Genomic DNA, 19,622 nt, shown 5'->3' with positions numbered 1-19,622 from the left:
TCACGATGAGAACGATCACGAGAGGTGCGGTCCGGGCGGGTGCTGCGGTGGTGCTGTGCACGCCGCTGCTGCTGGGGGCCTGCACCATCGGAGACCCGGAGCCCGACGACGACGCCCCAGGCGGGTCTGTGGGCACCGAACTGCCGCCGGACAAGCCCGTGCCCGAGTCCGACGCCGCCGGCGAGGAGGACGGGGCAGAGGATGGCGACGAAGACGCCGTGCCGGACGACGAGGATCCGAACCAGCCGGATGTGGACCCCGTGGAGACCGATCCGGGCTCCCCGGGTGCCCGTGGCCTGGCCATCGGTGACTGCGTGGCGGACATGGGGCAGCTCGAGGGCACCGGTGACATCGACCTGGTCGACTGCGCCGAGCCCCACGCCGGTGAGGTGTTCGCCCAGGCGGACATCGCCGGCAAGACCCTCTTCCCCGGCAACGAGCAGCTCGGCGAGGAGGCCGGCGGCATCTGCGGTGGCGATGCATTCACCACCTACGTCGGGCTCGACTACGCCTCGTCAGGATTGGACGTGGTCACCATGATGCCGTCGAAGGAGAGCTGGGCGCAGGAAGACAGGACGGTGACCTGCGTGGTCACCGACCCGAACCTGGACGAGATCGACGGCAGCCTGGAGCAGAGCTGGCGCTAGCGGGGACGAGGGAACAGAACCCGGGTGCTGCAGATTTCGCACCTCATAAGCATCTGACTCTTGCATAAGGCCAGGTCAGATTTAAAGAGGCTTCTAATGAGGTGCGAAATCTGCTGCGGGCAGGGTGCTGCCGGGGACACCCCGTCCAGGGAAGCGCCCCTACCGCTCCAGCAGGGTCACCAGCTTCTGGCGGTTGGAGTCCACCAGGTGCGCGACGGTGAGCTCCCACGCCTGCGCGGACGGCAGCCGCAGGCGCCGCTCGACGTCCTCGAGGAGGGCGTCCACCAGGGCGGGGACGGCAGGGGCGGTCGTAGTGTCCTGCGCGGGGATCATGGTCACCGCCTCCGGTGAGCCCCACACCGCCGGGTCGGCGATGAAGAGGTGGCCCTGCGCCGCGGCGTAGCCGAGGGCGGCGTCGCGCAGGTCGGAGAGCTGGTCGTCGGTGATCTCACCGGCCGTCCAGGCGTCCTCCACCAGCGGGACGCGGTCGACGGGCTGGTGGGCGTCCACGATGCCCTCGATGAGTTGCGTGGGCAGGGTGACCAGGGCGCGGGAGGCGGCGGAGTAGACGTCCGCGGCGTCGAGGTAGGGCCGTCCGACCACGATGGTGCGGGCCAGCTCGCGGCTGGCGGTCATGAAGGACAGCAGGGTGGTCAGCTGCTCCACCGGGGCGGAGTTGAAGCTGCGGACGTCGCGCACGGCCGGCGAGGACGCCGGGCGGGTGGCGAACAACGGGGAGAAGGATGGCGTGTACATGACCCCATGCTGGACGCCCGGTGTTTCCGTGTAGTTACCGTTCCGGGAAGAACTCGGACGCCAGGGCGTCCAACGCCTGGACGACGACGTCGGTCTCCGCCTCGTCGGTGACCGTGATGCGCACGCCCTCACCGTCGAAGCAGCGCACCGCCACGCCGAATTCGCCCATAGCCTTCTCGAAGGCGGCGGCACGCTCGTGCAGGTCCAGCCACACGAAGTTGCCCTGGGAGGGGATCCGCCAGGCCTCGGGGATGTGCTCCAGCACGCGCGTACGCTGGGTCACCGTCTCCTCCGTGCGCTGGAGCAGCTCGTCCTTGGCGGCGATGCTCGCCACCGCGGCGGCCTGGGCGACGGCGCTGACGCTGAAGGGGATGCAGACCTTGTTGACCGCCTCGATGAACTCCGGGCGGCCCACCAGGTAGCCCACCCGCAGGCCGGCCAGCCCGTAGGCCTTGGAGAACGTCCGCGCGATCGCCAGGTTCGGGAAGTCCGCGAGCAGGCCCAGGCCGTCGGGGAAGTCGTCCTCGCGCACGTACTCGATGTACGCCTCGTCCAGCAGCACCTGGACGTCCTCCGGCACCGCGCGCAGGAACGTGATGAGCTCCTCGCGTGACACCGTGGTGCCGGAGGGGTTGTTCGGGTTGCACACGATGACCAGGCGGGTGTGCTCGTTGATCGCCGCGGCCATCGCCGGCAGGTCATTGCCGTGCTCGGCGGTGAGCGGCACCTCGACCGGCGTCGCGCCGGCGACGCGCACCAGGATCGGGTACGCCTCGAAGCTGCGCCACGGGTAGACGACCTCGTCCCCGACGTCGCCGCCGCGGCACGTCGCCAGCACGGCCTGCTCGATGAGGGAGGACGACCCGGCGCCGACGGCGACGTTGTCGGCGTCCAGCAGCAGGGAGGACGGCCCGGCGAGCCACTCGGAGATGGTGGTGCGCAGCTCGTGGGAGACGATGTCCGGGTACCTGTTGGCCGTGGCCAGTGCCTCGGCGGCGGCCCTGGTCACGCCAGGTAGCGGCCCCTGGGAGGACTCGTTGCTCGAGAGCTTCACGGGGTGTCCGTGGAGGCTGCCGGGGACGTACGTGGGGAGGGAGGTGAGGTCGGCGCGGATCATGCGGTCAAGAATAGTCTCCGGCAGGTTTTGATCTGGTGCGGGGGGCTGATGTATGGTTCGAGTCGTCCGTCACGCACGTGGCGGCATGGAGGCGTGCCAGAGCGGCCGAATGGGACTCACTGCTAATGAGTTGTCTGCTTAACGGCGGACCGGAGGTTCAAATCCTCTCGCCTCCGCCACTTCAGTTTCCTCAGGCTTTTCGTGAGGACGTGTCGTTAGCCGTCCGGTTCTTGTGGTGAGTTACCGGACATTCAGGGCGTGGTCCCGCTATATGGGGTGTGTGGTGTACCCCGGGATCGCGTGACACGTCCCGTCTGGTGGTGTGCCGAGGAATCTGGAGTCGCTGGAAACAGCGTCGCGCCCGTAGCTCAACGGATAGAGCATCTGACTACGGATCAGAAGGTTGGGGGTTCGAATCCCTCCGGGCGCACGCTTTTCTTGGGTGAGCCCCCGCTCACGGTGTTCTTCACCGTCGGCGGGGGCTCACTCGTTTCCGCCATAAGAGTCGTGACGTGCTGATACGGTCGGCTCATGACCTTCACCACGCTCATCACCGGCGCGAGCTCAGGCCTCGGTGCCGAACTCGCCCGCCAGTCCGCCGCCGCCGGCCACGACCTCGCGCTCTGCGCCCGCCGCACGGAGCGGCTGGACGCCCTCGCCGCGGAGATCGCGGCGTCCTGCCCTGCGGTCACCGTGCGCACCTACGCGCTGGACGTCACCGACCCCGACGCGGTGCGCTCGGTCTTTCAACGTGCGGACGCCGAGGCGGCGCTGGACCGCGTGGTGGTCAATGCGGGGCTGGGCAAGGGGCGCAAGGTCGGCTCCGGCAAGCCGGAGGCCAACCGCGAGACCGCCACCACCAACGTGCTCGGCGCGCTGGCGCAGGCGGAGGCGGGTATGGAGATCTTCCGGGCCCGCGGTGCCGGGCACCTGGTGCTGGTGTCCTCGGTGACGGCGCTGCGCGGCAACCGCAAGGCGATGACCACCTACGGGGCCACCAAGGCCTTCGTGGCGAGCCTGGGGGAGGGGCTGCAGTCGGAGCTGCTGGTGTCGGGGGCTGGTGGTATTGACGTGACCGTGCTGCTGCCCGGCTACATCCGCTCGGAGATGAACGAGAAGGTCGAGCAGAAGACCCGGTTCATGGTCGACACCGAGACCGGGGTCCGCTCGATGATGGCGGCGATCGAGGCGCGGAAGCGACGGGCGCTGGTGCCCGGGTGGCCGTGGCGGCTCATCGGCCCGCTGCTGAAGGTGCTGCCGTTGAAGGTCGTTTCGAAGCTGGTGTGATCGGCGATCTACCAGGCGCTTTGCTGCTTTCCGGGGTGGCGTGTAGGCTATGGTCTCGTTGCAGAGATGCAACGGCGCGCCCGTAGCTCAACGGATAGAGCATCTGACTACGGATCAGAAGGTTGGGGGTTCGAATCCCTCCGGGCGCACCATTTCAACGGCCCCGTCATCCTCCCGGATGGCGGGGTTTCGTGCTGCGCGGGGCAACCCCCGCTTCGCGTGCCGGATTCGTCCCGTCGGTGGCAGGGGGTCGGACGGAGCGCGGGGTTCGCGGGGTTCGCGGGGGTCGCCGAGGAGGCTGAAGCGTGGAGGGCTCGGCGGCGGGTTATACGACAAAAAGTGTGTCTGCTTCGGGCGTGTCATGACCAGCGTTCAGCCCTTCTCGACCTGCAGGGGACCAGGTCGTACGGCTAGATGAGGAAGTGGCGACGCGGACCTGCGGCGACTCCATGGGGTGATGGACGGCTGCGACAACGTCGCTCACGCAGGCGAAACCCGTGCCGAGAGCCGGTTCCGAGCCCCGGGCCCCGAGAGGGCGGATGCCGCCTCCTGGGGTCGGCATGGCGCGGGCTACGGCGCCACTACGAGGCTGTGCAAGTGTCAAGCACCGCGTCGCAATAGCTCCCGAAGAGCTATTCGAGCCTCATTTCCCTATCCTGACCTGTAGCGGAGTGCCGATCCTGGACACGCATTCTGTCGTTTAACCCTCGGCGGCGGCCCCGCGAGGCCGTGCCGGTGTCAAGCATCCCGGCTCAATAGCTTCCGGAGAACTATTCGAGCCTCATTTACCTGCCTTGACCTGCTCTGAAGCGGCGATCGCGAGCACACATTTTGACCATTAACCCGCCGGTCGGCTGCTGCGTTTTGTGAGATGATGAAGCAACTCGCGACGTTCGCCCCTGCCTGTCTGGCTGCGTCGCTCCACTCCAGGAAAGAAGGGAGGCGCCGTGATAAACGCCATCGACGTCGGTCAGTACATCCACTCGAAGAAGGGGTGGGTGGATGCTTGGCGTCTTCAGAAGCTTACGTACTACGCCCAGGCATGGTCGCTCGCCTGGACGGGGCGTCGACTTGTCGACGACTTCCAGGCGTGGCCGGATGGACCTGTGGCTCCCCGGCTCTGGCAAGCGAACAAGTACGGTCGCGACGTGGGGGACAGCGGTGATCTCCCGGGGGCGCGCCCGGAGAACCTGACTCCGGAGCAGAGGGCGATTGTGGACTCGGTGCTCGACTTCTACGGTGAGATGCCGAAACAGGAGATCATCGACCGTACCCACCGTGAGGCACCGTGGCGCACGGCCCGCGGTGAACTGGAACTCGACCAGAAGTGCTGGAACACCATCGACGTGGATGAGATGAAGCGCTTCTACTCCGTTCAGCGGTTTGCAGGCACGGACGTTCCCGCTCCCCCGGGCCGGACGATGGAGGACCCGGGCTCGGCGGCCTCCGGAGACCAGCAGTACGCCGCGATGATGAGAAACAGCGTCCGATGGTCCGAGACCCTGGAACTCCTCGCTGACCGGTGATCCCGTGGGATTGCCTCGGCTCGGAGGCGGTCATCATGGTTGACGCGAGTGCCCACTGAGGGTGACCCCGCGTCGCGTGCCGGATTCGTCCCGTCGGTGGCAGGGGGTCGGACGGGGCGCGGGGTTCGCGGGAGTCGCGGGGTTCGCAACAGGATGGGCCCGCCGGAACCTCACCGCCCCAACGTCACCGCCGGAACTTCGCCGCGGTGTGGATGAAGGAGCCGATCATGTCCGGCCAGCGCGCCACGTCCTGCGGGGAGTACGCCGTGGCTATCTGGGAGCCCGGCAGTAGCGAGTGCAGTTCCTCGGCCACCGCCACCGGGTGGGCGGGGTCACCGATCCACGCCAGGATCAGGGTGGGGATCCGTCGTTCCCCCAGGGCGGCGATACGCTCCCGGGAGGGCAGGTCGTTGCCCGCCGCCCCGCGGAATACCGTGGGCAGCAGTTCCTCCGCCACGTCCGGCATGGTGAACGGCACCTCGGTGCTCCGCGCCGGCGGCGCGGGCTCGGCACGGGTCGTCTCGGCGAAGGCGGCCAGGCCGTGCTCCTCGACGAACTGTGCGGAACGCTCGTACATGCCCGCCCGGTCACCGCGCAGTTCCCAGGCCGTCGGCGGGATGCACAACGTCATGGACGCGTAGTCGCGCCCGGCCGCCGCGGAGGTCAGGATCGTCGCCGCCCCCATGGACTGGCCGACCACGTGCACCGGCGCGTCCGGCGAGAACTCGGTCGCCACGTCCTCGAGGTCGCGGGCCAGGGAGGTCCACCGGTAGGCCGCCGGGTGCTCGGGCCCTGGCGACTGGCCGTGGCCGCGGGCGTCGTAGCGCAGCACGCGCAGTGCGTCCTGACCTGCGGTGAGGTCGAGGCCGAGGGCCACGTCGCGGGCGCGGCTGGAGGTCAGCCCGTGCAGCTGGACGACCGGGGTGCCGTCCACGGGACCCCAGATGTCGTGAGCGAGGGAGGTGAGGGCGTCTGTCTTGTCAGGTGTGCGACTCATGCAGGAAATCCGTGTGTAATCCCACGGCCCTATCGTCCGTGGGTATGAGACTGACAACTGTAGCCCGTATGGACCTCGCCGCCGGACAGGTGCACGTCTTCGACCAGACTGTGTCTGTTGTGCCTGCTGCGTCTGCTGTCGCGCAGGACGGCCACGCCCCGTCCTTCGACCAGGCGCGCCACGCCGCCGCGGGCTCGCGCCCGGGCAGCTGGATGGCCGTGGCTTTCGCCGTCCCGCCGGTCGGACGCGGACGCCTCGCCGCCGCGTGGGGCAGGGTCGTGGCCCGTCACGGCACGCTGCGCACCGTGCTCACGCAGGACGCCGGACGCATCCGCGTGCAGGACGTGCAGGTCACGGGCGGCCGCTGGCGCCGTGCGGGCGATGGGATGCAGGACCCGCGCGCCGTGCTGCGTGGGGTCTTCGACGAGGCGTGCGAGCCTTTCGCCGCCCCGTCGCACCGGCTCAGCGTGGTCGATCACGGCGACGGCACGTGCACCGCCGTCATCGGCCTGGACCACAGTCACACCGACGCCTGGTCGCTGCTGGTGCTGGTGCGCGACATGCTCGCCGCGCTGGAAGACGCCCCACTCCCGCCCGTCCCCTCCTTCGGCGAGCACGTCCGCGAGCTTGAGGGCCGCGACGCCGCCCCGGCGCATGTGCGTGAGCGGTGGCGCAGGATCATGGAGGAGGGCGACGGCGACATGCCGGTATTCCCCCTCGACCTGGGCGACGTCTCCGAACCCCGCGACGAGGTCGTCGAGGTGCTCGACGTGCTGGACGCCGCGGGCGTGGCGCGTCTGGAACGCGCCGCCGAGGCCCGAGACATCCGGCTGCTGCCGCTGGCGGTGAGCGTGCTCACCCAGGTCAACCGGGATATGGGGGCGGGGCGGCTGCGCGCGGTGTTCCCCGTGCACTCCCGGCGCGGACCGGCCGACGACCCGGCGCGGTGGGCGGATTCGGTGGGCTGGTTCATCACCAACTCCGTGCTGGACTGCGACTCGGTCGACCCGTCCGCGTGCGCCACCGCGGTGCGCGAGGCGATCACCCTGGGGTCCTACCCGTTGGAGCCGTTGCTGCGCCCGTGGGGCGGGATGCCGAACACGCCGGGCATGTTCGCCCTCTCATGGTTGGACAACCGCCGGTTGCCGGTACAGGTGCCGGACGCCGCACACCCGCAGCACGTCTCGGCGTGGATCCGCACCGACGGGGTGATGGCGTGGTTCGTCCTCAACGACGACGGCATGCACCTGCGGGTGCGCTACCCCGGCACGCCGGAGGCGGTGGCGACGGTGGGGCAGTGGGCGCGGCGGGTGGCCGACGGGCTGCGCGAGCTGAGCTCAGACGACCCCGTTCTCGTAGGCGAAGACCACGACCTGAGCCCGGTCGCGTAACTGCAGTTTCTGCAGCACCTTGCGCACGTGGGTCTTCACCGTCTCCTCCGAGATGAACAGCACCTCGGCGATCTCGGCGTTGGAGCGTCCCGTGGCGATCTGTTCGACGGTCTCGCGTTCCCGCGGGGTCAGCGAGGCCAGTTCGGTGGACGCCCGGCGCGGGGCGGCGCGCGGGGAACGCGCCACGGCGTCGGCGATGAGGCGTCGGGTGACGGTGGGGGCGAGCAGCGCCTCGCCGGTGACGGACAGGCGCACGGCGCGGGCGAGTTCGTCGGCCGGGGCGTCCTTCAGAAGGAACCCGGAGCAGCCGATGCGCAGCGCCTCGTAGACGTAGTCGTCGAGGTCGAAGGTGGTGAGCATGATGATCCGTGGGGCGGGGTCCAACCCGGAGGACAGGATGCGCCGGGCTGCCTCGAGCCCGTCCATCACCGGCATGCGCACGTCCATGAACACCACGTCCGGGTGCAGGCGGGTGGCCTGTTCCACGGCCTGGGCACCGTCGGCGGCGTCGCCGAGCACGGTGATGCCCTCGCGCGAGTTCAGTAGCGCGGCGAAGCCCTGGCGCACCATCGCCTGGTCGTCGACCACGAGCACGGTGGTGGGTGCCGGGTTGTCGGTCATGGGGGTCACGTTACCGGGTGGGTGCGGGCACGGCAGCGGTGACGGTGAAGCCGCCGTCGGCGGCGGGCAGGGCGGTGAACGTGCCACCCACGGCGCGTACCCGGGCGGACATGCCCTGGATACCGGCCCCGCCGCTGTGCTCCGGGGGGACGATGGCATCCGGCGCGGCCGGGCCGTTGTCCACCGTCAGGGTGACCCAGACTTGATCCCCGCCGTCACCATCCAGCTCCAGCCCCACCAGCACCGCGGAACCCGGCGCGTGGCGTGAGGCATTGGACAGCGACTCCTGCAGCACCCGGTGCAGCACCACGCCGGTGGTGTCGTCGAGGCGGGCGGACACCGCCGTGACGTCCTGCGGGGACCAGGACACGTCCACCCCGGCGCGCCGGGCGGCCTGCAGCGTGGGGCCGATCTGGTCGGTGCCCACCGGGGTGGTGGCGCCGTCCTCGGCGTCGCTGCGCAGCACCCCGAGCAGTTCGCGCACCTGGTTGAGGGCCTCGCGGGCGGTGTCGGAGAGGGAGTCGAACTCCGCGTGGATCGCCGGGGTCACGCCCTGCAGGCGGTAGGGGGCGGACTGCGACTGCACCACGATCATCGACATCTGGTGGGCGACGACGTCGTGCAGGTCGCGCACCAGACGGTTGCGTTCCTCGGCCATCACCCGCATCTCCGACTGCTCGCTGGTGCGGGTCTCCTCCAGGCGCAGGTCCCGGCGGGAGGCCAGCAGCCAGCGCACCAGCAGGAACAGCACCGTCCACACGGTCACGCCCACGAGCCAGCCGACGCGAACCTCCTCCGGGTTCGTCAGCATCAGGACCCCGGTGGCGGCCACGGCGAGGATCACCGCGTTGCGTGGGGCGCGCACCACCACGACCGCCAGGGTGAACGCCAGCGCCAGGTGGAAGGGCACCGGCCAGCTGAGCATGTAGGTCTCCTCGGTGCGCAGCGGGGCGCTGATGAGGCAGGCCAGCACGACCGCCAGCCAGGACGGCATCGGGTGCCACAGGCTGGTCAGCACCGGCAGCGTACCGACGGCGGCGAGCAGCGGCACGATCGCGGCATTGAGTCCGTGGGTGACGAAGTAGGTCGGCCAGGCCACCGTGAACAGGACCGCGGTGAACAGCGCCACGAGCAGCAGCACCTGCGGGGGCACGCCGGCACGCGAGGCGGGGCCGGACACGGCGCGGACCGTCGTGCCGGTGGCACGTGCGATTGCACCGCGAAACGGTCGGGTGGGCTGCTCACTGCGTCTCATGCCTGTGACGCTAGTCGGCGGTGCGGCCACCCGGATCCCCCTGGAGAGTGAGATCCACAATCACCCTGCGGAGGGATCCGCGCGGGGAAGGACGCTGCCTAGCGTTCCGGGACATGTCACGTCGTAGAAAAGTTGCCGCCACCACCGTCCTGATGTCCGCCGCCGTCGTGCTCCTCACGGGAGCCACCGCCACCCCGACCGCTGGGTCCACGGTGGTGACCCCGCAGCCCGTGGGCGCGGTGGCCGCCGCCGAGACGCTCGCCGCGGGCGAGCCCGGGACGTCCTACTTCCCCGCCGCGCTCGTCGCGGAGCTCGGCTACCAGCCCGGGACGCAGGAAACCCCCCAAGAAGGAGACGGTTCCGCCACGAACCCCACCGGCGACTGTTCCTCGCCGGTGCCGTTGCCGGAGTCCTTCGAGCCGGCGTGCATGACCCACGACCTGGGCTATGACCTGTTGCGCGTGGCCCACCACACCGGCGAGACCATCCCGGAGCACACCCGCGCCGCACTCGACCGGCAGATGGCCGCGCAGATGGCGGCGTCCTGCGACGGGGCAACCGGGTGCCGGGCTGCGGCGGGTATCGCCTACGCCGGCGTGGCAGTCAACACCGTGCGCCAGCACAACGGCGCACCGGTGGAGGAGTGGTTCCCGTGGTGAGCCGAGGCAGGAGATTGCCGAGGTTGCTCACCGCGGCGGTGGTGCTGGCGGCGTTGTCGCAGTCGGTGGCCCCGGCCGCGGCGGCGACGTGGTGGGCCTTCGACCGTGGGCCGCTGGCCCAGCACCCGCGCGACGTGCTCACCGAGCCCGCCGCGTCCGGCGCGGTGCGTGTCTACGGCGACCACCCGGGGCAGGACGCCACGGCCGCCGCGCGCGACACCGTCGACGAGCTCGTTGCCGCCGGTGGGCTGGAGCGCAGCATTGTGCTGGTCACCCTGCCCACCGGTTCCGGGTGGGTGGACCCCGAGCAGGTCGAGGCGGTGGAGGACTGGGCCGGTGGGGACGTGGCGAGCATCGCGGTGCGTTATGCGCGCACCCCCTCGGCCGTGGCGTACCTGATGCGTCCGGAATTGGCCGAGGCGTCGGCGACGGCGCTCTTGCGCGAGGTCACCGAGCGCGTGGCGGAGCTGGACGCCGCGCGGCGCCCCGCGGTGGTGGTGCAGGGGCAGAGCCTCGGCGTCGGCGCGGGGCTGGCGGCAGTACGGCAGTTGGCGCAGGACGGCGCGGCCGCGCCGGACGCCCAGTTGTGGCAGGGCCGTCCCGGTACCGTCGCCGCTCCGGCGGAGGACCGGTGCACCGTCGATCAGATCAACGATGATGACCCGGTGGCCGCCCTCGGCCCCGGCCTGCTGCTCGACCCCGTCGCCGCGGTCGGGGTGCTGGCGGACCTGCCCGGCTCGGCGTCGTCGACGGCCGGCACCCGGCACAGTTATCGTCCGGTGCTGCCGCCGCAGGGATGCGTGGGGGATCAGTCGGCGGATGCATCCCCGAATGCGTCGCCGAACAATTCGCTAAGGAAGGCGAGCTGGTCGGCGACGACGGTCTCGAAGTCTGCTCCGGAGTAGATGTCGAAGTGGCCGGCGTCGTACTCCTTGACCACGCCGTGCGGCGCGCGGGACACATGGCGACGGCTCGCCGCCACCGGAGCCACGGTGTCCTCCCGGCACAGGCAGAACAGGGCGGGCACGGGCAACTTCCGGGCGTACCCGCCGGGGCGGGAGGTGAGGATGCCGGGCACGATCCGGGCGGCCACTTCATTGCGGAAGGTGGAGTCCGGTGGCACGAGGCCGAGGTAGCCATCGATCACGTCGTCGGCGGTCATCAGGGCGGTGTCGCCGGCACCGCCGGCCGTCGCCACCATCACCGGATCACGGCCCAGCAGGGACGCGGCGATATCGCGCACCGCCCGCAGCGTCAGCTTCGCCGAGACCAGCGGCGGGATGCGCAGCACCGAGGCCACCCCGTCGGTGAACGGGCACTGCGCGATCACGGCGTCCACTGTTCTCTTTGTGCCTGCCGCGCCCGACTCCGCCGTGGCCCCGACGTGGATCGCGTGCCCACCAGAGAAGGACGTCCCCCACGCGACCACGGGGGACGCGCCGGGCAGGGTGCGGGCGAAGGCCACCGCCGCCGCCCAGTCCTCACGCTGACGCCGCACACTGAGCAGCTGACGAGGCGTGCCATCGCTGGCACCGAAATACCGGTAGTCGAACACCAGGCAGCGGTAGCCGTGCGCCACGAAACGCTGCGCGAAGGCGTCCAATCCCATGTCCCGGACCGCGCCGAGACCGTGGGCCATCACCAGCGTCGCGCGTGGTGGTGTGTCTGGTGCGGAGTCTGGCGCAGTATCTGGTTCATAGAGCCAGGCCGCGCAGGTCACCTGGCCGGACAGGAAGGTCACGTCGGTGCGTTGGTCCATGAAACAAGGGTGCACGGGCCCGGCCGGATCCGCAACGGTGTTCTACACTCAATAACGGACAAGAGGACCGTGTGAGGAGAGCTAATGACTAACAGCGACGGCTGGGGCAGCGGCCCCGGCGATCGGGACCAGACTCCGCAGTGGGGACAGTCCGCCGGTGGGCAACCTGACTGGGGACAGTCGCCCCAGCAGTTTCAGCAGTACCAGGATCAGCAGCCTCAAGAACTCCAGCACCAGCAGGGTTCGGGGGCCGGGCGCATTCTGCTGGTCGTCATCCCCCTGTTGATCATCGTCCTCGTCGCTGCGTTGCTGGTGTGGAAGTGGGATGACCTCTTCGGCAGTGGCGATGACGGCAACAACTCGGCACAGTCACCGACCATCAATCAGCAGACCACGCAGCCGGAGGAGACCACGGAGTCAGCAGCCTCTTCGCCGGAGGAAACGACGGACTCCTCAGTCCCGTCAACGACGGAGAACCAGAGCCGCCCGGACCGCGCCGATCTTCCCAACGGTTCCGAACCGGTCAACGCCGCCGCCCGCGCCAACGAGCCCACCGGCGACTTCAACTCCGTGTACAAGTCCCCGCCGTCGGGCAATAACTACACCAGCGACGAGTTCGCCGAGGCCGTCCGTGATGCTTTCGTGGAGGCCTACCTCGAGGACCGGGAGACCGACCAGTCACTCGAGGTGACCAGCCCGGCCAACGGCATCACCTACCAGATGCGCTGCACCGACCAAGGGAGCTACGTGCACTGCTCCGGCGGCAATAACGCGAATGTCTACATTGCTTAGCCGCACTAGCCGCACTAGCCGCGTCAGCCGCTTCCGCTTGCTGGCCGCGGCCGTGCCGGTGACCGCGGCCTTGGCGCTCGGCGGCTGCGTGATCGGCGAGGTCGACCGTGACGGGGATCCGGCAGGGCAGACGGCACAGGAGAGCAGCGTCGTAGAGTCGCCCGATCCGACGACGGGCTCGACGGCCCCGACGGCGTCTGCCACCTCTGACCCGGCTGCGCCCTCCACCTCATCCTCACCGCAGCCAGGCTCCCTCGACGTCCCAGAGGTCTCCGGCAGCGCCGGGGTGGCCCTGCTCGACGACGGTGCCCTGCGCACCGGCGGCTCCCTGGCAGACCTCGCCGACGCCGCCTGGTCGACCAGCAAGGTGCCCGTCGCCATCGCCGCACTCACCAACGCTGGTGGCGATGGTCAGAATGATCTTGACGGGCTGATGCGCCAGGCGATCACGGTCTCCGACAACGACGCCGCCGAGGCGCTCTGGGCGTCCCTCGGCGATGAGGCGGCCGCAGCCGCCGCCACGCAGGACGTCCTACGCCAGGGCGGCGACACCACGACCACCGTCCCGGCGCAGAAACTCCGCGCGGAGTTCAGCACCTTCGGCCAGACGACCTGGACGCTGGGCGACCAGGCCAGGTTCGCCGCCGGACTGCGCTGCGTCGCCGGCTCCGCCCCGGTACTCGAGGCAATGGGGGAGGTCGCCGCCGGCCAGGACTACGGCCTCGGCCGGCTCGACGGAGCCCGCTTCAAGGGCGGCTGGGGCCCCGGTGAGGACGGCAGCTACCTCGTCCGCCAGTTCGGGCTCATTCCCGCGCAGGACGGCACGATGGTGCCCGTCGCCGTCGCCGCCACCGCGCCTGACGGCAGCTACGCCTCCGCCCAGGTGGTGCTCGACGAGGTCGCCGAGTCCCTGCGCGAGACCATCGCCGGTGCTCACGGTGTGCCCGCCGAGGGTGGTTGCTGACCGGCTGCCGCCGGTTTGTGGCCAGTCTGTGGCCGGTACGTGGCCGGTACGTGAATCGACAGGAAACCGACAGCTGGCGGACTGCGGTAATTGCCGATCCGTCGGCTAATGTCGGTTGCTGTGGTACCCAGGTCAAGGAACGCAACGAGAGCATCCGGAACGCATCACCGCGCGTCATCCGGCAGCACAGGTGGCGATGTCGGGAGGAAGGCTAACCAGTTCAGCCTTTGGATCGTCGGCGCCCTCCTGCTCTGCGTCCTGAGCGTGGCGGTGTTCCTCAACGGGTTCGCCGGAGATGACGGTGACGAGGCCGAGCGCGACCGCCGTGCGTTGGAGCAGGACGTCGCGGCGTCCTCCGAACCGACGGCGCAGCAGGAGGCCGACGACATCCGCGTGGAACTCGCCTCTATCGTCGACGACATTTCCGCCGAGTTCGGCGTGACCGCCGGGGCGACGATGCGCGCCGGTGGCGGCATCGTGCACGTCGGTGACCTGCAGGACGGCCCGGGGTTGTCTTCGATCAAGGTGCCGGTGTCCATCGCCGCGGTGCAGGCAGCCCTGCAGGAGGGCACGCCCGTGGAGGACCTGGCCGAGGATATCGAGGCTGCGATCACGGTCTCTGACAATGACGCCGCTCTGCGGCTGTGGCAGTCCCTCGGCGACGACGACGAGGCCGCCACCGCGCTCGGCGCGGTGCTGGCCCAGGGTGGCGACCCCACGGACACGAACGTGGACCGCGACAGCGACGACTACGAGGGCTTCGGCGACATCGGCTGGACCCTGGACAACCAGACCATCTTCGCCAACCAGATGGCGTGCGTGCTTGGCTCCGAGCAGACCATCGACGCGATGGGCCGGCTCGCCGAGGAGCACGCCGGTGGGCTCGGCCAGTTGGAGAACGCCCACGTCAAGGGCGGGTGGGGTGATACTGCTGAGGGCAGTTTCATCCTGCGCGAGTTCGGTCTCGTCGGACCCGCCGGCGCCCAGGTCCCCGTCGCCATCGGGGTCATCCCCGAGGACGGCAGCGAGGAGACTTCCCGTGCCGCCGTCGCCGAGCTGGCCCGGCGTATCGCCCCACTGGTGGAGGAGTCCTCCGCCACCGGCGGTGCGGCTGAGTGCCAGGTCGGGCAGAGCTAGGGGACCAGGCTAGGGGGCTAGAGAATCCCGATCTGCGCGCCGAGGCTCTCGGCATAGTGCAGCTGCTCGATCCAGCCCGGATCGCCGGGGCGCACCCGGATGAACGGGCGGTTGGACGGGGCCTCGCGGGTGCGTCCGGCGCGTGCCTCGTAGCGCAGCCGGGCGTCGTACCCGTCACCGGTGAGCTGGCTCAAGTCCCCGTCGGGGTCGCCGAGGGAAGCGCGGGCGGCGCTGAGCAACTCCACCGCCTCGTCGAGGGCGGTGACCAGGGCGTCCCGGTTGTTCTCGCACATCGCCTGCACCAGCGGTGGGGCGGTGCCGGCCACGCGGGTGCCGTCGCGGAAACTCGTCGCTGCCAAGGACAATGCCAGCGCCCCGCCCCGGTCGGCGGTCACCGCCAACGCCTCGGCGAGCACGTGTGGCAGGTGGGAGACCCGGGCCACCGCGTTGTCGTGGTTCGTGGTGCGCGCCGGCACCACCGCCGCGCCAGTGGCAGTGGCGGTCTCGACGACCCGTCGCCACGTGGTCACCCAACCATCATCCTCGCCAGCATTGTCGGGGGCGTTGTCGTGGGTGACAACCCAGACAGCGTCGTCGAAGAGGCCGGTCGTCGTGGCGTCCCACCCGGAGTCGGCGGTGCCGGCCATCGGGTGGCCGCCCACGTAGCGGCCAGCCAGCCCGTGGGCGCGCACCAGCTCCAGGACCTCCGCCTTCACGCTGACCACGTCCGTCAGCCCGCAGTCCGGGGCGTGGACGGCGACCTCCTCCAACAGCGACGGCAGTGCCGGCACCGGCACGCCCAGCACGATCAGGGCGTCCTGCGCGGCGGCGCGGCGCAGCGTGGCGACGAGGTCGGCGGAGACGTCGAAACCGTCGGACGCCGCGGCGTCCACCGTGGCCTGTGACCGGTTCCAGCCGAACGCGGGGCGTCCTGCGCCCTGCAGGTCACGCAGCAGGCTGCCGCCGATCAGGCCCAGCCCCAGCACACAGACCGGGAAGGGGTCGGCGGGGGCGGGGGACGCTGCTGTGTAGTTCACCTTTCAAGTGTGGCACAGGGCGACTACGGTTAGCGAGCATGAGTGGATTCGTCGTCGCAGCCGAACTCGCCGAGGGTGACGCCGGCGGCGCGTCCTGGCACCTGCGCATCCTGGAACGAGATGTCCCCGACGGGCTGCGGCCCCTACTGACCGAACTCGGACGCCTGCGCGCAGCCGGCGTGCTGTTCGCCATGGTCTGCGTGGAGGACGACTGGTGCGCCCTGGTGCGCCCCGGCCCGCGTGGCCCCCAATTGCTGCTCAGCGACGCCTCCGTGGTCGTCGAGGACGACGACGAGCCCGGCATCGGCCTGGCACGTGACATCCTCGACGAACTCGACGTGGACGGGCCCACCGACGACGACATCGATGACGCCGATGACCCCGATGCCCCCTGGCCCGAGGGCGACTTCGACATCCTCGCCGACCTCGGGGTGAGTGACCAGGTGTTCTCCGTGATCCTCGACGACGGGGAGATGCTCGCCACCGAACAACTCATGCGGCTGGCAGAGGAACTCGGCTTCGACGATGACCTCGCTGACATCCTCGACAAACTCGGGTACAGCGGGTGGGAGTGACCGGTTCGGGTCTGCCGGCCACCCTGCGCGACAGCCGGGACGACGCCCTGATGCGCCGCGCCCTCGCCGTCGCCGCCACCACGCCCGATGGTGACGTACCCGTCGGTGCCATTGTCGTTGACCCCGAGGGGCGTGAACTCGCCGCGGCGACGAATCGTCGCGAAGCCGACGCTGACCCCACCGCCCACGCCGAGGTCCTCGCCCTGCGCGCCGCCGCGGTCGCCCACGGCGATGCCTGGCGGCTGCAGGACTGCACCCTCGTGGTCACCCTGGAGCCCTGCGCGATGTGCGCTGGTGCCGCCGTCGGTGCCCGGGTGGGACGCATCCTCTTCGGCGCCCATGAACCACGCACCGGTGCGTGCGGGTCCGTGGTGGACGTGGCACGCGACTCTCCGCTGCACACCGTCGCCGTGCGCGGCGGGGTGCGCACCACCGACTGCGAGGAACTTCTCTCCGGGTTCTTTCGCGACCGGCGCTAGTTCTCTATCCTGGGGCGGGTCAGATGCAGTACCCCTTTCCAGAATTTTCACGGAGGTTGAACACCATGGATCTCGGAGGACTCGGCGACAAGGCCAAGAAGGCCGTGAACGACAACCGCGACCAGGTCGAGGATAAGGCCGGCGAGGCCATCGACAAGGTCACGGACGGAGACAAGGCGGACAAGGCCAAGAGCTCCCTGAAGGACGGGCTGGACAAGCTCTCCGATAAGTGACTGGCCTGCCGTCCCGAGGATTCGTTCGCGGGTTCGTTCACGGGCATTTTGCTCGCGCGGGGCGGTTGCTGCTAACTTAGTCGGCGGTGGCGTGTCCGAGCGGCCGAAGGAACTCGCCTCGAAAGCGAGCGTCGTGTAACAGCGACCGGGGGTTCAAATCCCTCCGCCACCGCCACAGAGAAACCCTCCCGGGAGACCGGGAGGGTTTCTCGCATTGCGGGGTGGGACGGGCTGGGCTGAGCGCTGTGGCGGTACGGGGGATGGAGCACATTTCGCACCTCATAAGCAGCCTGTGCGAATCTGACCTGGCCTTATGTGATGATCATCCTCTTATGGGGTGCGAATGTTGTCGGTTCACGCCGTGCGCTTAGCCCAGCTTCGCCTTGAGCGGGGTGTAGATCTCATCCACGGTGCCGCTGGTGAGCGAGGCCCGCAGGTTCTCGTCCATCAGCGCCCGGGACACCTTGGCCAGCAGCTTCAGGTGGGTGGTGCCTGCCTGCGCTTCGGGGATGAGCATGGCGACGGCGGCGGTGACCGGTGTTTCATCGGTCGGCCAGTCCACCGGGGTGTCGAACCTGACCACCAGCAGGGCAGGTTCGGTGACTGCCGCGTGCTTGGTGTGGGGGATGGCGATGCCGTCCATCAGGGCAGTCGTCATCTGTGCCTCGCGGGCCTTCAGCCCGTCCAGCACACCGGCGGCGTCCGTGGCGTAGCCACGCTCGGCAGAGAGTTCGGCGACCTTCGTGAGGGCATCCTCCTGGGAGGAAGCATGGGCATCGATCCGCACGTTCTCCCGGGTGAACATCTCGACCAGGGTGGCGGTGGACGTGGCGGCACCTGAGGTGGACGCGGCGGATGCCGTGGGCTCAGTGGTTGCAGTGGCTGTGGCAGGCTCGGTGGCCGTGGCGGACGTCTCCTCCGCCGTCTTCTGCTCCTTCTTCTTCGCCTGGTTGAGGCGGTAGAGGCCATAGAGGACGCCGGAAATCAGCGAACCGATGAGGATCGCAGCGATCCAGCCGAACGGGTTGCCCACGATCGGCAGGACGAGGAAGCCACCGTGCGGGGCGGGAGAGGTGACGCCCCACATCAGGGTGAGGATCGCCGAGATCGACGAGCCGAGCATGATCAGCGGGATGGCAACCAGGGGGTTGCGTGCGGCGAAGGGGATCGCACCTTCGGTGATGTGGGTGGAACCCAGCAGGTAGTTGACGTAGCCGGCCTTGCGCTCGCCGGGCTCGAAGCCCTTCGGGAACAGCGTGACGGCGATGGCGGTGATGATCGGCGGGGCGATACACGCGGCAGACACGGCGGCCATGAACTCCATGTTGCCCTCGGCGAGCAGGGCGACACCGGTGACGTACACGGCCTTGTTGACGGGGCCGCCCATGTCGAAGCCGGCCATGCAGCCGATGATGATGCCGAGCACGATCGGGTTCGCACCCTGGAAGTCGGACAGGAAGTTCTGCAGGCCCACGGAGATGGACTCCATCGGTGCGGCGATCACGAAGGTGATACCGCCGAACACCAGTGTGCCGATGACCGGCAGCAGGAAGATGGCCTTCAACCCACCAAGTGCCTTGGGGAGCTTGTCGAAGAGTTTGCCCAGGTAGAGCATTCCGTAGCCGGCGAGGAAGCCGGTGACGATGCCACCCAGGAAGCCGGTGCCCATGTCCGCGGCGAGCAGACCGGTGATCAGGCCGACGGTGAGTCCGGGTCGGTTGGAGATGGAGAAGGCGATGAACGCGGAGAGCACCGGGACCATCAGGCCCAGGCCGGTGGAGCCCACGGTGTTGAGCATTTCGGCGAAGCGGTTGTATTCGCTCGAGGTGGGGTCGGCGGAGTAGATGCCGAACAGGAAGGACGCGGCGAGCAGCACGCCGCCGCCGACGACGAACGGCAGCATGTAGGACACGCCGTTCATCAGGTGCTTGTAGATCGCTCGGCCGGCCTTGCGCCAGCCGTGGTCGGCGGAGGTGTCGATCGCGGCGACGTTGAGGAAGTCGTTCTCGTCCTCGGGCTCATCGCTTGAAGAAGACGCAGCGGAGGCTGCTCCGGCACCGTCTGCGGCGCGGGCCAGGACGCGGTCGATGAGCTCATCGGGGTGATGGATGCCCTCCTTGACCCCGACGTCCACGACGACCTTGCCGGCGAAGCGGCGGGCGTTGACCTCCTTGTCGGCGGCGATGATCACGCCGGTGGCGCGTTTGATCTCCTCGGTGGTCAGTTCGTTCTCCAATCCGACCTGTCCGTGGGTTTCCACGCGGATCTCGATGCCGCGGTCGGCGGCGGCTTTCTTCAGGGCGTCCTCCGCCATGAAGGTGTGGGCGACCCCGGTGGGGCAGCCGGTGGCGGCGACAATGAACGTGCCGGACTCATCAGCCATGATTCTT

20 protein-coding genes and 4 tRNA genes are annotated in these 19,622 nt (G+C 69.5%); 16 read left to right on the top strand and 8 right to left on the bottom strand.

Annotation, left to right across the window (positions count from 1 at the left end):
* Window positions 1–5: 5 nt before the first annotated feature.
* Window positions 6–647, top strand: a complete 642-nt coding sequence (locus tag ACT3SZ_RS02095; RefSeq protein ID WP_444616301.1) for a septum formation family protein — start codon at window positions 6–8, stop codon at window positions 645–647.
* 159 nt (window positions 648–806) lie between these two features.
* Here ACT3SZ_RS02095 and ACT3SZ_RS02090 read toward each other — a convergent pair whose 3' ends face one another.
* Both ACT3SZ_RS02090 and ACT3SZ_RS02085 read right to left on the bottom strand, forming a co-directional pair.
* The gene (locus tag ACT3SZ_RS02090; RefSeq protein WP_444616299.1) at window positions 807–1,403 is read right to left on the bottom strand and encodes a hypothetical protein; all 597 of its coding nucleotides are present in this window, start codon (window positions 1,401–1,403) and stop codon (window positions 807–809) included.
* 34 nt (window positions 1,404–1,437) lie between these two features.
* Window positions 1,438–2,520 (bottom strand): histidinol-phosphate transaminase, encoded by a 1,083-nt coding sequence (locus ACT3SZ_RS02085; RefSeq protein WP_444616298.1) that lies wholly within the window; start codon window positions 2,518–2,520, stop codon window positions 1,438–1,440.
* Window positions 2,521–2,607: 87 nt separating this feature from the next.
* Between ACT3SZ_RS02085 and ACT3SZ_RS02080 the strand changes: the two genes are divergently transcribed.
* The 5 genes from ACT3SZ_RS02080 to ACT3SZ_RS02060 all read left to right on the top strand — a co-directional run bounded on the left by ACT3SZ_RS02080 (window position 2,608) and on the right by ACT3SZ_RS02060 (window position 5,333).
* Window positions 2,608–2,699 (top strand) — tRNA-Ser (locus ACT3SZ_RS02080).
* A gap of 178 nt (window positions 2,700–2,877) precedes the next feature.
* A tRNA-Arg gene (locus tag ACT3SZ_RS02075) sits at window positions 2,878–2,950 on the top strand.
* A 101-nt stretch (window positions 2,951–3,051) separates the two neighbouring features.
* Window positions 3,052–3,807 (top strand): SDR family oxidoreductase, encoded by a 756-nt coding sequence (locus ACT3SZ_RS02070; RefSeq protein WP_444616296.1) that lies wholly within the window; start codon window positions 3,052–3,054, stop codon window positions 3,805–3,807.
* 76 nt (window positions 3,808–3,883) lie between these two features.
* Window positions 3,884–3,959: transfer RNA gene (locus ACT3SZ_RS02065), tRNA-Arg, on the top strand.
* 795 nt (window positions 3,960–4,754) lie between these two features.
* Entirely contained in the window at window positions 4,755–5,333 is a 579-nt protein-coding gene (locus tag ACT3SZ_RS02060) for a Panacea domain-containing protein (RefSeq protein ID WP_444616295.1), read from the top strand.
* 184 nt (window positions 5,334–5,517) lie between these two features.
* On the opposite strand, the gene ACT3SZ_RS02055 is transcribed toward ACT3SZ_RS02060, so the two are convergent.
* Window positions 5,518–6,330 (bottom strand): alpha/beta fold hydrolase, encoded by an 813-nt coding sequence (locus ACT3SZ_RS02055; RefSeq protein WP_444616293.1) that lies wholly within the window; start codon window positions 6,328–6,330, stop codon window positions 5,518–5,520.
* Window positions 6,331–6,374: 44 nt separating this feature from the next.
* Between ACT3SZ_RS02055 and ACT3SZ_RS02050 the strand changes: the two genes are divergently transcribed.
* Window positions 6,375–7,721 carry a hypothetical protein gene (locus ACT3SZ_RS02050; RefSeq protein ID WP_444616291.1) on the top strand — a complete coding sequence of 449 codons (1,347 nt, stop codon included), beginning with the start codon at window positions 6,375–6,377 and terminating at the stop codon, window positions 7,719–7,721.
* On the opposite strand, the gene ACT3SZ_RS02045 is transcribed toward ACT3SZ_RS02050, so the two are convergent.
* Together ACT3SZ_RS02045 and ACT3SZ_RS02040 are read right to left on the bottom strand one after the other, a co-directional pair.
* Window positions 7,668–8,342 (bottom strand): response regulator, encoded by a 675-nt coding sequence (locus ACT3SZ_RS02045; protein ID WP_444616290.1) that lies wholly within the window; start codon window positions 8,340–8,342, stop codon window positions 7,668–7,670. The two genes, ACT3SZ_RS02050 and ACT3SZ_RS02045, sit on opposite strands and share 54 nt — an antisense overlap.
* 10 nt (window positions 8,343–8,352) lie before the next feature.
* Window positions 8,353–9,597 (bottom strand): sensor histidine kinase, encoded by a 1,245-nt coding sequence (locus ACT3SZ_RS02040; protein WP_444616288.1) that lies wholly within the window; start codon window positions 9,595–9,597, stop codon window positions 8,353–8,355.
* 113 nt (window positions 9,598–9,710) lie between these two features.
* Between ACT3SZ_RS02040 and ACT3SZ_RS02035 the strand changes: the two genes are divergently transcribed.
* Window positions 9,711–10,256, top strand: a complete 546-nt coding sequence (locus ACT3SZ_RS02035) for a hypothetical protein (RefSeq protein ID WP_444616286.1) — start codon at window positions 9,711–9,713, stop codon at window positions 10,254–10,256.
* A 14-nt stretch (window positions 10,257–10,270) separates the two neighbouring features.
* Window positions 10,271–11,161 carry an alpha/beta-hydrolase family protein gene (locus tag ACT3SZ_RS02030; protein WP_444616284.1) on the top strand — a complete coding sequence of 297 codons (891 nt, stop codon included), beginning with the start codon at window positions 10,271–10,273 and terminating at the stop codon, window positions 11,159–11,161.
* On the opposite strand, the gene ACT3SZ_RS02025 is transcribed toward ACT3SZ_RS02030, so the two are convergent.
* Entirely contained in the window at window positions 11,065–12,015 is a 951-nt protein-coding gene (locus ACT3SZ_RS02025) for an alpha/beta hydrolase (protein WP_444616282.1), read from the bottom strand. The genes ACT3SZ_RS02030 and ACT3SZ_RS02025 overlap by 97 nt on opposite strands.
* Before the next feature lie 84 nt (window positions 12,016–12,099).
* Between ACT3SZ_RS02025 and ACT3SZ_RS02020 the strand changes: the two genes are divergently transcribed.
* The 3 genes from ACT3SZ_RS02020 (at window position 12,100) to ACT3SZ_RS02010 (ending at window position 14,908) form a co-directional block, all read left to right on the top strand.
* Entirely contained in the window at window positions 12,100–12,807 is a 708-nt protein-coding gene (locus tag ACT3SZ_RS02020) for a hypothetical protein (protein ID WP_444616280.1), read from the top strand.
* Window positions 12,791–13,771 carry a hypothetical protein gene (locus ACT3SZ_RS02015; protein ID WP_444616278.1) on the top strand — a complete coding sequence of 327 codons (981 nt, stop codon included), beginning with the start codon at window positions 12,791–12,793 and terminating at the stop codon, window positions 13,769–13,771. Before ACT3SZ_RS02020 ends, ACT3SZ_RS02015 begins: the two co-directional genes overlap by 17 nt.
* Window positions 13,772–14,041: 270 nt before the next feature.
* Window positions 14,042–14,908: a hypothetical protein gene (locus ACT3SZ_RS02010; RefSeq protein ID WP_444616276.1), complete on the top strand. Its 867-nt coding sequence runs from the start codon at window positions 14,042–14,044 to the stop codon at window positions 14,906–14,908.
* Between the two features lie 17 nt (window positions 14,909–14,925).
* Here ACT3SZ_RS02010 and ACT3SZ_RS02005 read toward each other — a convergent pair whose 3' ends face one another.
* The gene (locus ACT3SZ_RS02005) at window positions 14,926–15,945 is read right to left on the bottom strand and encodes a prephenate dehydrogenase (RefSeq protein ID WP_444616274.1); all 1,020 of its coding nucleotides are present in this window, start codon (window positions 15,943–15,945) and stop codon (window positions 14,926–14,928) included.
* A gap of 38 nt (window positions 15,946–15,983) precedes the next feature.
* Here ACT3SZ_RS02005 and ACT3SZ_RS02000 point away from each other — a divergent pair, with 38 nt between their 5' ends.
* From ACT3SZ_RS02000 to ACT3SZ_RS01985, 4 genes are all read left to right on the top strand, one after another.
* On the top strand, window positions 15,984–16,520 hold the full coding sequence (locus ACT3SZ_RS02000; protein ID WP_444616272.1) for a tRNA adenosine deaminase-associated protein: 537 nt from the start codon (window positions 15,984–15,986) through the stop codon (window positions 16,518–16,520).
* Complete coding sequence (locus tag ACT3SZ_RS01995; RefSeq protein ID WP_444616270.1) at window positions 16,517–16,999, top strand: nucleoside deaminase; 483 nt, start codon at window positions 16,517–16,519, stop codon at window positions 16,997–16,999. Before ACT3SZ_RS02000 ends, ACT3SZ_RS01995 begins: the two co-directional genes overlap by 4 nt.
* Before the next feature lie 65 nt (window positions 17,000–17,064).
* Window positions 17,065–17,232, top strand: coding sequence for a hypothetical protein (locus tag ACT3SZ_RS01990; RefSeq protein ID WP_444616269.1), 168 nt, complete (start codon window positions 17,065–17,067; stop codon window positions 17,230–17,232).
* Between the two features lie 85 nt (window positions 17,233–17,317).
* Window positions 17,318–17,407, top strand: a tRNA-Ser gene (locus ACT3SZ_RS01985).
* Between the two features lie 192 nt (window positions 17,408–17,599).
* Here ACT3SZ_RS01985 and ACT3SZ_RS01980 read toward each other — a convergent pair.
* The gene (locus ACT3SZ_RS01980; RefSeq protein WP_444616267.1) at window positions 17,600–19,615 is read right to left on the bottom strand and encodes a fructose-specific PTS transporter subunit EIIC; all 2,016 of its coding nucleotides are present in this window, start codon (window positions 19,613–19,615) and stop codon (window positions 17,600–17,602) included.
* Window positions 19,616–19,622 lie beyond the last annotated feature (7 nt).

The organism is Corynebacterium sp. AOP40-9SA-29 (assembly GCF_052377405.1).
In the GTDB taxonomy this organism is placed as follows: Bacteria; Actinomycetota; Actinomycetes; order Mycobacteriales; family Mycobacteriaceae; genus Corynebacterium.
Note: the sequence above shows the minus strand (reverse complement) of the source record. Positions and strands in the feature narration are given on the sequence as shown.